The sequence below is a fragment of the Halorubrum luteum genome (genome assembly GCF_054652935.1).
Genome location: NZ_BAAIGT010000002.1, coordinates 2886633 through 2899741 on the forward strand (window position 1 = coordinate 2886633; position 13109 = coordinate 2899741).

11 protein-coding genes are annotated in these 13109 nt (G+C 50.5%); 7 read left to right on the forward strand and 4 right to left on the reverse strand.

What is annotated here, in order from left to right:
* Positions 1-49: 49 nt before the first annotated feature.
* From ACYQ0R_RS14350 to ACYQ0R_RS14360, 3 genes are read right to left on the reverse strand one after another with little or no spacing between them, the layout of a single operon-like run.
* Positions 50-1402: a DUF790 family protein gene (locus ACYQ0R_RS14350; protein WP_459825078.1), complete on the reverse strand. Its 1353-nt coding sequence runs from the start codon at positions 1400-1402 to the stop codon at positions 50-52.
* A complete protein-coding gene (locus ACYQ0R_RS14355; RefSeq protein ID WP_459825080.1) occupies positions 1389-2798 on the reverse strand; it encodes a DEAD/DEAH box helicase family protein in 1410 nt (469 codons plus the stop codon). The genes ACYQ0R_RS14350 and ACYQ0R_RS14355 overlap by 14 nt, the downstream gene beginning before the upstream one ends.
* Positions 2799-2858: 60 nt before the next feature.
* Positions 2859-3218, reverse strand: coding sequence for a hypothetical protein (locus ACYQ0R_RS14360; protein WP_459825083.1), 360 nt, complete (start codon positions 3216-3218; stop codon positions 2859-2861).
* 61 nt (positions 3219-3279) lie between these two features.
* On the opposite strand from ACYQ0R_RS14360, the gene ACYQ0R_RS14365 reads away from it, so the two are divergent.
* The 6 genes from ACYQ0R_RS14365 (at position 3280) to ACYQ0R_RS14390 (ending at position 9624) form a co-directional block, all read left to right on the forward strand.
* The gene (locus tag ACYQ0R_RS14365; RefSeq protein WP_459825085.1) at positions 3280-4140 is read left to right on the forward strand and encodes a DUF8137 family protein; all 861 of its coding nucleotides are present in this window, start codon (positions 3280-3282) and stop codon (positions 4138-4140) included.
* Positions 4141-4216: 76 nt separating this feature from the next.
* Complete coding sequence (locus tag ACYQ0R_RS14370; protein ID WP_089385250.1) at positions 4217-4384, forward strand: DUF1931 domain-containing protein; 168 nt, start codon at positions 4217-4219, stop codon at positions 4382-4384.
* Between the two features lie 1499 nt (positions 4385-5883).
* Positions 5884-6033: a DUF7837 family putative zinc-binding protein gene (locus tag ACYQ0R_RS14375; protein ID WP_459825088.1), complete on the forward strand. Its 150-nt coding sequence runs from the start codon at positions 5884-5886 to the stop codon at positions 6031-6033.
* Positions 6034-6475: 442 nt separating this feature from the next.
* Entirely contained in the window at positions 6476-7213 is a 738-nt protein-coding gene (locus ACYQ0R_RS14380; protein WP_459825090.1) for a site-specific integrase, read from the forward strand.
* A 310-nt stretch (positions 7214-7523) separates the two neighbouring features.
* The gene (locus ACYQ0R_RS14385) at positions 7524-7982 is read left to right on the forward strand and encodes a hypothetical protein (RefSeq protein WP_459825093.1); all 459 of its coding nucleotides are present in this window, start codon (positions 7524-7526) and stop codon (positions 7980-7982) included.
* A 481-nt stretch (positions 7983-8463) separates the two neighbouring features.
* Entirely contained in the window at positions 8464-9624 is a 1161-nt protein-coding gene (locus tag ACYQ0R_RS14390; RefSeq protein WP_459825096.1) for a tyrosine-type recombinase/integrase, read from the forward strand.
* Between the two features lie 901 nt (positions 9625-10525).
* Here the strand turns inward: ACYQ0R_RS14390 and ACYQ0R_RS14395 are convergent.
* Positions 10526-11749: a DNA cytosine methyltransferase gene (locus ACYQ0R_RS14395; RefSeq protein ID WP_459825099.1), complete on the reverse strand. Its 1224-nt coding sequence runs from the start codon at positions 11747-11749 to the stop codon at positions 10526-10528.
* Positions 11750-11894: 145 nt separating this feature from the next.
* Here ACYQ0R_RS14395 and ACYQ0R_RS14400 point away from each other — a divergent pair, with 145 nt between their 5' ends.
* Positions 11895-13025, forward strand: coding sequence for a Cfr10I/Bse634I family restriction endonuclease (locus ACYQ0R_RS14400; protein ID WP_459825101.1), 1131 nt, complete (start codon positions 11895-11897; stop codon positions 13023-13025).
* Positions 13026-13109 lie beyond the last annotated feature (84 nt).

Below are 13109 nucleotides of genomic sequence, written 5' to 3' on the forward strand. Positions count from 1 at the left end.
TGTTGTATAACTAAGGAGAGTGCGGCGGAAGTAATAGGCGAGATCAACGCTATTGCCGTGGTGAGAACTCAACTGCGTACTCCTTCGCTAATTCAATCACGTCATAGACGTGGATACCCGATTTGAACCACAAGATACGGTCATCCAGCCCATCGAAATCTTCAGACGAACAGTCCAACCGTTCAGAGACGGCGACGATGAGGTTGTCCCGGTCAGCATTCCGTATCTTCGCCAGCTTTTCATTCAGATACTCTGGCGTCCAGAATCCGACAATCTCGAATATGACTCGACGTCCATCAGGGTGTTCGATAGCGAAGTCTGGGAGCATTACCTCTGCTCCTAGGTCTAGTACGTCATCCTCGCGGACGAGTTGCCAGTCTGTGTTGGCACGTCCCCATTTCTGGGCAAGTGTGCGTTCCACATCGGAGTCAAAATCGCTCTGAGCCGAGTAGTGCGAGGAGAGTTCGTCCGTGTGGTCAAGTTCAAACGAGAGCGTTTGACTCGTTGCTCCTCCATCGTCATCAAGAATGTCGGCTTCCATCTCCCAGCGGTCACACAATGGGAGAGCCGGAAGGAAGTTTGACATCCGTATTCCGTACTTCCTCGATTTCGAGAAGAGAGACGCTGCTCCATCCAGAATAGCCTCGTACCCGTCGGCAACGTCTGTACTGGAGACACGGTTTCCGTTGGCGTCGATTGGATAGATGCGGTGCATCAGCCCAAACAGTTTCACGTAGCTGAAGACCGTCGCAAACGAGTCCCAGACTCGTATTCGCATCTCTGTCGCATCGTACAGTACTGCTTGTGCCAGAGCGAGATTGTAGCGTGTGAGAAGCCAATCGACCGTTATCGTATCCTCAGCATACGATTTCTCACTATCTCCAGTCAACCGTGTCGTAGTCGTCCCGTCGTCAGCCTCATCATACTCATCGGACGTACGGTGTCCAAATCGTACAAGTCGCTTGTTCTCCTCTAAATCGGCGTACATGCCTCGGTAGCAGTCTTCGAGTGAGATTCCGAACTGGTCAGCAACAGCACTGTACACCTCCAACTTTTGTGTGTCCTCACCGAGCGTGGGCTGACGTGCAATCGGGTACGAATCGTTCGCTTTCTCAAAAAGCCGCTGCCGGATTTCCTGTGGATCTACTGGTGCAACGGTTTCGAATTCACACTCGTCTTTGAGCAGTTTCGCCAGCCCTTGTACGATCTTGTAGTCCGTGTCTGCGATAGTGAGTTCGTCTATCGTCTCCTCCAGCCTACCCTTGGATTGTCCGAGATGCTCCTCGAAGATCTGGATGAGTTCTGTAGCGGTCTCTCGGTACTGCTGGTCGTCCGCGTCGATGAACAGCGGGGAAATAGTTCCTTCGTACGTACGTGAGCGGGCGAGGTCAGCTGTCAGCATTAGCGCTCACCCCCTGCCGTCGCCGTTCAGATACGTAGGTCTCCATCGTATCCTCGGTAATGATCTCATAGAGTCGAGCGGGTTGACGATCATCTGTTGGACGAAGAATCCGCCCCAACCGCTGTGCATACTGTCGTTTCGATGCACTTCCAGAGAGGATGATACCCACGTTTGCAGACGGGACGTCGATTCCCTCATCCAGCACCTGCGAGGTAGCAAGCATCGAGTACTTTCCTGTTCGAAATCGCTCTAGAATCTCTGTTCGCTCCTCAGTCTCGGTCTGATGCGTGATACAGGGAACAACAAACTCTTGAGAGATCTCGTATGCAAACTCGTTGTTCGCTGTAAAGATGATTGTACGGTCGTCGTGGTGTCTCTTCAGCAAACTATCCAGCGTATCGAGTTTCTTTTCCGCAGTCCGAGCAATTTTCTCGGCTCGTTGCTTCGCAATGAGGGCCCGTCGTCCTTGCGGATCGTATGACGTGCGCTTGAGAAATTCCTGATAGCCGCTCTCTTTCCAGAGATCAAAATCATGACTCTCGACGTAGTCGCGGTAAATCTGGTATTCTTCAGTATACTGCTTCCGTTCCTCATCAGTGAGTTCCACGCTGAGATGGAGCGTCTCGTACTCGCTGAGATACTCCCCGGCAAGTTCGTCGACTCCTTCTCGATACACAACCGTGCCCAACAGTTCCGCTAGCTCTTCATGTTTACCGTCAGCACGCTCGTAGGTAGCCGTGAGTCCAAGTCGATACGGAGCAATTGTCATCTCAGGGATTTGTTGGTAGGTCGGTGCTGGAAGGTGGTGTACTTCGTCCACCACGAGAAGTCCGAACCGGTCGCCGTACTCGTTGATATACCGGTACGCAGAGTCGTAGGTCGTCACCGTAATATTGGTCACGTTGTGGCTTCCACCGCCCAAGACGCCGATTCCATCAGGGAGTTGATTCCCGAAAGCGTTCGTGAGAGTGGCGTGCCACTGGTTCATCAGGTCGATAGTCGGCACGACAACGAGCGTGCTGACACCAGTATCAGCAATTGCTTGGACGGCAAGAAACGTCTTTCCGCTTCCTGTGGGGAGGATCACACTCCCCTGACGGTCGTTATCCTGCCACGCTGAGAGTGCCTCCTGCTGGTAATCACGAGGTTCAATAGCGACAGAAGGCGTGAGATGGAACTTCGAGTACGCACGAGCCTTGTCTTCCAATTCAGCCACAGTTCCCATTGGCTGTTCAAGGCTGGCTTGCCCATCAGATCCGGTCACCCACTTTCGAATGTCACGGTAATGGTGTGCCTGTGCTCGGTACTCATCGACACGGTCGTCCCACTCAGCATACGGCACAGACTCAGGAGCGTCTTCAACAAGGAGTGTCCCATCATCAAACAAGAGACGCATTCAACTCTCTTTATGCAGGTCGCATACTTGTCGTTGCTGGAGTGGAGAACGAGGAAGTGACTACACCGAAAGGTCGTCAGCGATTGAGCGCAATTCGCTCTTTGTTGGTCGCCTCCCGATCTCGACTCTACGGTCGCCAACCCAGAATCCGAACTGTTGGTGGTTAACATCGAAGTGGAGCCCACAGGAGACATCCGGGTCAGCTTGGTCGTACTCTGCCTTGCTCACGTTCTCACCATCTCGGAGTGTCTCTAAAAGGTATTCGGCAACGTGTGGGCGTTGCTTCATTGCTAAGATATGGTCAGTTGCTACGTATTTTAGGACATCTTCACCTGTATCGTATTCATCGCCCATGAGATAGAACTCGCCCCTGTAGTCGTGTGATTCGATGGTAACACTGAGAGCATACGTCGCTTTCATACGCTACTATTACGGTTTTGAGACACAAGCATTACGACTAGAGTTTCTGTAGAGAGAACCAATGGTGCCAGACAGACGATCAGATCCAATCGAAATAGAGGCGCTTGAACAGCAGTTAGCAACTGCTGACGATGGGGATGTGGCGGCACTCATGCAGGCAGTAGCAACGTATGAGGCTGAGCTATCGTCAGCACACGAACAAGGGGAGTCCGACCGCTATCAGGGGATTACCCGTGCGTATCGGGAACGACTCATCGCTGTGCTTGATGATGCCGTACTAGCGGAAGGTTGGGAGTTGCTTGAAGAGTTTCTTGACGCCTGTCACCCGGACACATCAGACGAGTTCCCTCATGTGACGACAGTCCTTCAGAATGTCACGGGTCGGTATCTGATCCGGACCCGACTCACAGAGGGTGTAACGGAGATCCCAGTCAAATCGTTGGAGTTCTTCAGCTCAATTCTTGATCGTGTCGAGGGCGACGGATACGATTTCATCAACGAGGGAGTCCATCCGTACGGTTGGGGGATCGGACATCCTGATCACGCTGTTGCAGACACCATTCACCAGCATGCCTCGAAGGACATCTTTGTCGTAAATCCAATGCTCGAACATGCATTCTATGCAGACCAGCACGCGGCTATCGACTTACTGGAACGAATCGTGAATGACGACAACATCAGTAGAAGCTTTGCCCATCCACGAGGGGACATATCCGAAGCCCGCCATCTTTTGGATGCACCCGCCGGAGCGGTGAGTGAGTTTTCGCCGACGATCCCGCGCTACTGGGAATGGCAAGAGGAGTTCGACTCCGAATTTAGGCTTGATGATGATGTTGAGCAGCGGATACGGAAGCTCGTGAGTGACGAGGGACTGGACAATGAGCTCTCGGGCGACTGGGAGATTGCTGAGCTCACTCTGTGAACAGTCTCGGAATTATCCTGTTACTCACGAGCCAATTTGCCAATATTTACTATTCTGACCCGCTAATACCGGTTGTATGACAGACCTGATCGTCAATAGCGGTGTGCAGGATGCACTAGAAGACCACCCAGTTGCAGCAGATTTCTACGATGCTCTGGATGAAGAAGTAGCCGAACTCATTGAGGAAGCCTCCCGTCGTGCTGAAGCGAACGACCGCAAGACTGTCATGCCACAAGACTTGTAACGGTCTGAGAGTCACCAACGATCCACTCTAACCGGGTCGGTAAAGCGCCAATCTGAGCATCCTGCGACCGTGAGTTCCTGTGTAGTTGGACAAAGTAGTCCTGCTATTTTGTGTACAAATGATGTTCGAGACCACTCACGGGTGTCAAGCACACGTGCAAGTGTGGGCCGATCTCGTAACCAAATCAGCAGCACATCGTGATCGGTTACGGTAGTTGGGCAAAACCAATCCTGAAAGAAACCCTTGGTCAATATCAAAGGACTACTGGTAGTTTCGCGGTGTTGTGACTGCATAGTCGGAGGGGGACGATACGAGGCACGGCGTTCCATATTCAGAAACTACTAGTAGATCGTGTTGACCTGAATATCGGTAGAAGACGGTGAGATATTGGTGCGTACAGCAACTATCGATGGAGATCAAATCCGGCTGTAGAATACAGGTATGCGCAGCGCTAGCACTAGTAGCGGTCTATGGGTGGCATCACTTGTGCCCTCCGGTGTAGGGTTTATATACTAGCCTGTGCCCGTCGAAGCTTCAGCTGATGGGACCCGCGTGTTAGACACTGAGAGATTAACGGAAAGCATAGAAAGGCTCTCTGTAGTTTCGCTATACTTCGCCGTAATTGGGACAAAATGCGGTCGAACCAATCAACAAACACTCACATCGGTGAATCGGTCGCAGTCTACCGATCTGCTCAGATTGACGATCAAAGGGTGGTGTAAGTAAAATTAAAAATTATATTGTAATCTGTGAGAAAATAAGGTACATCTTCCCCATATCGACTGTAGTCTAGCCGAACTACAGAGGCAAATTATTGACTTTTGTGGCAGGACTTGACTAAGCGGCTCTGTTGAAATCCTCAACTGCTGATAGTTTGGAGAGGCCATGCTGAATACAGCGCGCAAGTCTTGCATGAAATCTTCTGGCTCCCGTATAAGTGTATTACTCGATTAACGGCGAGACCAATGCGGGCACGACCGCTATACACTATGTTGAACCATGGGACTTTCAGATATCCTTGAAGGTGAGATGACAACAAAACAAATGGGAATCATCATGATCCTCTACATGCTGGCTATGACAGTTTTGGGGGTACTGGCAGTTATAGTGATACACGGTTTTGGATGGCGATTGATCTGAAGAATCATTGTAATTCGGCGGGGTAGATTGTCAAATCAAAACAACTGAAGCGGAAATTAGCAATAACTTACGTTGAAGATCCTCCGATCAATAAGTACGCTTACTCTCACAGCTGATTTATCGCAGACGCTATGAAATTAATAGGGCCAATCTGCTGAACTCATCCTCTGTATGTTGCACAGCCGGATTCCTCAATTCTGAGAGAGATGCCGGTTGTTTCACTGTCTTCGGTAAGAGCCAGCGTTGATTCCGGTGTATTACTTCCACTCCGCTCCCATTACCTATTCAACTGTGGTGGGTGTATACAAAACTGGAACTTGAAATCATGTCACACGCTCCAAGTTCCTCCCCCAACGCCCATGTCGAATGCAGCGTCGGAACTCGGTACCTGTCCGTTCTGCGGGTCGGCCGTCCCAGCGGGAGCGACCCTCATCGAATACGACGTGGAAGGTGAAACGCGCCTCTTTGCGGAGTGCTACGAGTGCGAACAACCCGTCCAGCCACACTAGCTGTGGGTCATTCTGGCTGCGCTGACCTAACAGTGAGTGAGTAGGCAGAATGTGCATTGGCTCATGAGCTGATGATCAGCGTGATCCTAAGGCTGTAGTAGCTGCTCCCGTGCTTAGGGGCCGCTATTTAACGGAGCAGACGGAGCAGAGGTGAGAGTATCTGGAATACCGTCGGCTTCGCGATCTCATCATAGACGATACCAGATTCGGACGCTACGTGGGGGACCTGAGTGCGTTCTTTATATACACCACGGAACAGGCGCGAGTTCTGGACCTCGGCTCTCACTGGGTTGCGCGGAACGATCACAGCAATGGAGATGCTATGAGGACATGTAGTGCCCAACGACACCCCCAACGCTGATAGTCCAGATGCAGAACGCGATCACGCAGGTTCTGGTAGTGATCGAAACGCAAGTTTAGGCGATATTCAACGGAACGCAGCATGGTAGGACCACTGACGACAGATGAGGTCGAAACCTTCCTTGAGGAACTCTCCTCGAGTTGCGCTGAGTCGACCGTACGCTTGTACAGGCTAACCTGCATGCAATTCCAGAAATGGTCTGAAGAGCATGTGGATTCGAGTGAAGAACTGTGTGTAAAGCACCTACAAGATTTCCTTGAGGATCACCGATCGGAGTGGAAGGAGGCTACTCTCAAGGTGAAAAGTTCGGTCCTTAGAAACCTGCTTCTGTCTAAAAGCGGGATGAGGGTCTCCGCGGTACGAGCATTTGATCCGTACAGTCGGACTGATAGAGAAGATGAAGTCGGGAGTCTGCTCTCATACCTTCGCGAGTACCGCTATGGTTCGCGTGCACACATCATCGTAGAACTGATCTACAGCTCTGAGTACCGGCCAACCTACATCCGGAAAATCAACGTCGGCCACGTTGACTTCGACTCAAACCGAATTGAGATACCGCGCCCAAAGGTTGCTGTCGATACCTCAGTAGAATACCAGATGCCTGCCGAGTTGGCGGACGCCTTGGATCACCACATCAAGCACGAACGTCACACTACGGCAGACACCAAACAGGACCCACTCATCACGACCGTTCACGGTCGAGCTAGTCTGGCGACGCTCCGCCGCTCAGTTCTCAAGGCCAGTGATGAATCTCCTGAGGTGTCTGGACGAATCACGCCACGTACTGTCCGATCTGCAGCGCTCAAGCAAAATAACTAAATTCCACCTACAATGTCCGACCTAGATCAAGCCAACACAACCCCCGCTGATAGCTCACTCAGCGCCCAGCCGCGGTACGCACGACTGGAATCGTATGATGGGGCAAATATTGGAGTCTGTATCTTCTTATCGGTCTCTGACCTCCAGAGTCTCAATATCGATACGGACGCTAGGCGAGCGATTGCATACCAAATTCGCGAATATGGTAGTACCCGAGTCGTTGAGATCTCCGGAGCTGATCCGGAAGAGCTGGATATGTCTACCAGTTCAATCACCGATTGATTACCATCCCACCAAACCGACCAAAACCATGCCAGAAATTGCTTCTGATACCACCATGGCATCGTGCTACCCTCCAGAGTCTCTCTATGCGGGGTGGTGCGAACAGGCCGAAGAGCTAGACATGAGTACCAGTCGGTACATCATTCGAATGGTTGAGGCAGGCAGGAAGAATATCAGCATGGATGATGTTCCTGCTGAATCAATCCAAGAACTCCGCAAGCGACGATCAGAACTCAAGCGAGAAGTAGCACGCCAGCGTGAGCGTATTGACGATCTTGAACAGCAGTTAGAGCGTACCTCCCGCACAGATATCATCGGGTTCGTTGAACAGAATCCCGGTGTTACCTCTCAAGAAATTACTCAACGTATTGCGGATACGGTGCCCGGCCGTGTCGCGAGTCATCTTGATGCTCTTGAGGGTGAAGTTCTGGCACAGCGGAATGGTGGGTACTACATCGACATGCCGGAAAATGATAAATCTGCTTAGATAATGAGTCGACGCAAAGGAACAAAGCCAGAACAGTACGCTGGCCCGTTTCAAGAGTATAGTAGTGTCCCTCAGCGGTATTGTCTTAAGACGTATGCAGGACACTACACGGGCGAAGAGACGTGGAAGCAGTACTGTGAGCAAGTTCTCTTTGGTCAGTACGACTCAGACTACATTCGACGAAGTGCACGACGGGCGGGAAGTTCTTGGAAAGATCATATGGCCTCTCAGGGACGCCATCATGCACTTGCCACACCCAATGATGTAGACGAGTGGTGCCGTCTGCTCTTGGACGGTGGCCGAAATCGGAGGACTTGTTATGAGAATTATTACGTCCGCATCTACAATTTCTACGAGCACCTCAAAAGAAACTGCCAGCATCCCCATCTCTATAATCCACTTCTCATGGCGGCGATTGAGTATGACGTTACACGTCGCGTCTGGATGTATCGTATAGATGCGCGTCCGGAGGTGACTGAGCGTGACGAGTAACAGATCACCTGTCGACGGCGGTTCAGACAAGACGATCTCGGCATCAGGTCAGGAGTATGCAAACGTTTTTGGCCGGTCTGATGATCCGCTTGCACAGTACAGCGATGCATTCTATGAAGTAACTGATCCTTTTGACCACTTCGTCACAAATGTACTTGAGAATCGCGATGGGATTGAATCAGAGGACACCATCGTCAATTATCACCGAACGTATCGACAGTGGCGGAGGCACATGGAGGCGATTGCTTCTGAAAGGCATCCTGCTTGTCCGAACTCTAACCATGTGAAATCGTTCATAAAATGGCAACGGGATGTTCAACAAAACAGCCGCCGAACAATTAGGGGGAAGCTTTCTCGCCTTTCACAGGCTTATGAATATTGGCAAGATAAACCTGAGCTCCCACATCCCACCGATTACCACCCCTTCAATATTGCAAGTAAGGAAGCTAGCCTCGGTGAAGACGATAGAAAGCCACACCATGATCTGTCTCTTGAACAAATTCGATTAGCATTCCAATCTATCCATAACATCCGCCGGCGTGCTATTATTGGATTTCAACTAAAACAAGGGGAGCGTGCAGGTGAGGTCTGTAACCTTCGTATTCCAGAAGTTCATATTAGCCATCAAGAAGTTCAAAACCAGTATCCTGAGATGGGAACGCATCCTGCAATCAGGAATCGAAACGACGTTATCTACATCCCTCACGATCGAGATGGTAACAAATCTTCGAACCCGCGACTTATACCCGTAGATAACGAGCTTCGCTGGCTACTCATCCGTCACCTCCTCACTCGACCACAAGTAGACGAGCCGTGGGTCTTCCTTTCAAAACGATCCTTCACCCAAATGGAACCCAATGGAGTGAATAAAGAGTGGAAAAAGGCGTTCCATCCGAAATACGCTGAAACAGAGCAACACAAGGCACTCACGAGTCACTTCGGTCGACACTGGTTCACCACATGGTGGCGCGTTGAGGTGGGGTTATCACGAGAGTACATCCAATACATGCGGGGCGATCGAGTACAACCGATCGAGGACTTCCCAGACGCAATTGACGGTTACATCCACCCGAACTACGAACACATTGAGGACGCCTACCGGGAAGGCATTTTCACCCTCGAAATTACCCAGAAGCATAGAACAGCATAGCGCTACTTCGGACCTAATCTGCTAGAATCAACCGAATGACGCTGTGTCGCATGAATATAGCGATTCATAGCTGAAGCGGCAATAGGCTCAACGCTCTTGATTGCGATGAACTGATAGTAATTACGATGAGTCTTTACCGCCGTGACGATCCGTGTCGACGCTGAGAGCCAATGAAACAGTGCCTCTCGATGAGTGATGCCGCCCAGAGACCACTCTTGATGATGACAGTCAAGCGCTGCACATCCCCCGTATTCTACAGCCGATTCGATCTCCACCGATAACTGCTGAGTGTACCGATATCTCGCCGTCTTCTACCGATCTTCAGGTCAGCACGATCTACTAGTAGTTATTGAATATGATAGGTTATTTTTGTTGTCTGGCCTACTGGTGACTGAGCCCCGTCAGTATTATTTGACATGGGGCGCGTATCATTGCTTGCTGTCATAGGGCAGCACAGGGGGTTCGGTGTACACGCACCGGGCCCTTCGCGGACCGTCCCTGTTCAGTTCGTCTTGGCTTCCACCACTTAAAAATAATTGGAGATTTACTGGACGTACAGTGAGTTCAGCTTCTACTTTCGAAGAAAACAATTACTGGCCTTGTTTAGACGTGGTACCATCTCATATCTCTCATCACCGCTCTTGTAAAGCATATTGTTGATAGAGCCTTCTGGGAGTTTCGAGATCAGAATTTCTGTGTGAAATCCTGTGCTACGTGGTTCTGAAGGCTACTTACTGAGCGAGGTCAGGAGCAGAGAACCGCATCAACAATCTCCGCTGGAAGAGCGCAACCAGCAAGTTTGACGCCACCATTAGATTCAGTAAAAATCAGCGGGAAGAAAAAGAGACGGAGTATACTGCCCTCCTGCGGGAATGGGAGTGATATTCTTCTCTCAAAGTAGTTAGAAGCCTTTAAGAGTGGACTGCACTTCCGCTTGTACTCCCGTCGGCATTTTTCCTTCAGAAGCATTCTCAATGAGTGCTTGACTAATCTCACCTACGACTCGCCCAAGTAAGGGTGGTACTGAGTTCCCGATTTGCTCCAGTTGCCGGTACTCACTTACACCGAGAACGAACCCATCGTGGAAAGATTGAAGCCGCATAGCTTCGCGCACGGTGATCCAGCGAACCAACTCCTCCTTTGGATGTACCCACTCCGCAAGGTCACGATGCATCTGAGCCGTTAGGGTGTGACTTGGCTCGTCGAAAGGAAGACGGCGGTACTTCCACCGGCGTCCGTCCCAGAGTTCATCAGGAATTGCACTTCCGTCGTCACCGGGTTCGAGATGCTGTATACGGTCAATGCGAACCTGCGTGATTCCTTTCGTATGCTGATGGTGGAGTCGCTCGGGATCTCTCTCGCAAACTCCCTTCGAGAGGACATCATTGGCACTGTAGATATCTCCGTCGTAGTCCCGCCGCATTTCTTTTTGATACGGTGTTGGGTCTTCGCAGTCGGGATACGGCATGGTTTCCGTATCCTCAACCACTTCATCTGGGAGGTCACTAATTGCTTCCCAGACTGTTACTGGTTCTTCGACACGCATCGTATCAGCGAGTGCCTTGACGAACTGTTCGCACTCGTAATCAAGTGCCCCGAGATCGTCACGAGTAGCGAAGTAGAATGCCCGTTCGCGTTTCTGGGGGACACCAAACTGCTCTGCATGGAAATTGACGCGAGCAGCATTACTGTACCCATTACTCCGCAGTCCTTCGATAACTTCTTCATCGAACCGACCATCGCCCAATTGATGGATGTTCGGGACATTCTCCATCAATACCGCTTTTGGTTTGTACTTGGCAACGACTTTGACGAAAACCTCGAATAGGTCGTTGCGCACATCATCGAGGTCGCGTGGGCCTATTTGAGAGACTCCTTGGCACGGTGGTCCACCAGCAACTAGGTCAAGATCGTCAGGAATTTCAAATCCATCTTCGCGGTCCTGAAAGTCGTCCTCAAGAAGATTGCGAACGTCACCATTGTGGAACGGGGTATCGGGGAAGTTACGGGGGAAGTTTGGGCCGACGAACTCAGATTTGTCTACAGCTCCTACAATATCAAATCCGGCTGTTTCGAGGCCTTCGTCAAGCCCACCCATGCCGCTGAATAGCGACAACGCTCTCATTACTACGAAGATTGGCGAATAGCGATAAATAGATTCTGATTTACACTCGACGCATTTAGCACAATATGTACATATATGATTTTATTTCTTCTTATAACATATTGTGCAGATGATATTTTCTGTCTGAATTATCAAGCCAGCGATAGTGCCATACGAAGTTGAGCCGTCCGAACACTGTGAAGACTGCAAGTTTGGATACTGTACGTCATGGGTTGATGCCCGTCGTCCCGACCGAGACACCGACTTCCGGTTCCACCGTGAGATCGCCAAACAGTGCACCTTTGAGGACTTTCTCCCCGGAACTGAAAATGACCCTAATCCACCAGATACAGAGTACGAGGTCTACATTGATCAAATGGTGGAAAACGCAAAAGCCGCCGGCCAATACCTCTTCGAAAACGGATACTTTGATGACGAAGTGATCGAAACAAAAGAAGAACACAGTTTCTCTGCGTCTGGTGTTGGGGTTGTTGCGGGTGATACCTACGAGATGCTTGTCCGTGCAACGTTTTGGAATTGCTGTGCGGACTGGAATCAGTATGTTACGTCTGGAGATTGGACGTTAGATCGGGACAAGCCGGACTACGATTTTGATTCCGAGGTTTGTATAATCACGTTGAGGGACAACTACAACCTTCGGAACTTGTTCGATGAGGACTTTCTCTCTGCTTACGACGCCGTGATTGATGCAATGGAAGAGCAGGGAGCGGAGTTAACGTTCAGTACTCCTGATGCAGTTGCCATTCGATTGGACAACGTTTCCGAAGACGACCGGAGAGTGTTTCGCGATAATCTTACGCATGTGGATAGAGAGACTATTGAGCTACTGAAGAACGGACGCGAATACGTCGAGGGGCAGCTGTGGCCGAACGATATCGCAGCAGCAATCGGCATCAAGACTTCCGGTCGCGCTGACCGAAATCAGCAATTTGCAATGGAAGCGAACGGGTGGCTGACGTTGTTCCGTTCGATCTTCGGTGTCGAATCCCAGCGATACTACATGACCCAACGAGATGAATATGGAGCAGATTCATCTCGTGCGACTCGGGCGGCATGGTTGCCGTCAATTGAAGGTACTGAGGATGGGTTACAGGCGGAGCCAGTAATCGAGGCCGAAGTTCCAATTACCACACCCCAGCATGCCGAAGAACGGTTCTATGATACGTTCCTACCTGTGTTGGTTGAGACAGCGGATGACGATCTGAATACGCATTTTTTCGATTCGCTGGGGGTAGAAATTACAAAGCAAAGTGATGTAGAGGGCTGGGAAGAATAATTCTAAATCACACTATGTACATAGTGTGTCGAAAGCGTTTTTTTAACACTAAAGAAGTTAGTGGTACAGTGTAATCCTCGAATC

Coding starts and splice junctions, on each gene's coding strand:
- ACYQ0R_RS14380 (WP_459825090.1), top strand. CDS start 6,476: ATGGTAGGACCACTGACGACAGATGAGGTCGAAACCTTCCTTGAGGAA.
- ACYQ0R_RS14365 (WP_459825085.1), top strand. CDS start 3,280: ATGGTGCCAGACAGACGATCAGATCCAATCGAAATAGAGGCGCTTGAA.
- ACYQ0R_RS14355 (WP_459825080.1), bottom strand. CDS start 2,798: ATGCGTCTCTTGTTTGATGATGGGACACTCCTTGTTGAAGACGCTCCT.
- ACYQ0R_RS14395 (WP_459825099.1), bottom strand. CDS start 11,749: ATGAGAGCGTTGTCGCTATTCAGCGGCATGGGTGGGCTTGACGAAGGC.
- ACYQ0R_RS14370 (WP_089385250.1), top strand. CDS start 4,217: ATGACAGACCTGATCGTCAATAGCGGTGTGCAGGATGCACTAGAAGAC.
- ACYQ0R_RS14375 (WP_459825088.1), top strand. CDS start 5,884: ATGTCGAATGCAGCGTCGGAACTCGGTACCTGTCCGTTCTGCGGGTCG.
- ACYQ0R_RS14350 (WP_459825078.1), bottom strand. CDS start 1,402: ATGCTGACAGCTGACCTCGCCCGCTCACGTACGTACGAAGGAACTATT.
- ACYQ0R_RS14385 (WP_459825093.1), top strand. CDS start 7,524: ATGCCAGAAATTGCTTCTGATACCACCATGGCATCGTGCTACCCTCCA.
- ACYQ0R_RS14360 (WP_459825083.1), bottom strand. CDS start 3,218: ATGAAAGCGACGTATGCTCTCAGTGTTACCATCGAATCACACGACTAC.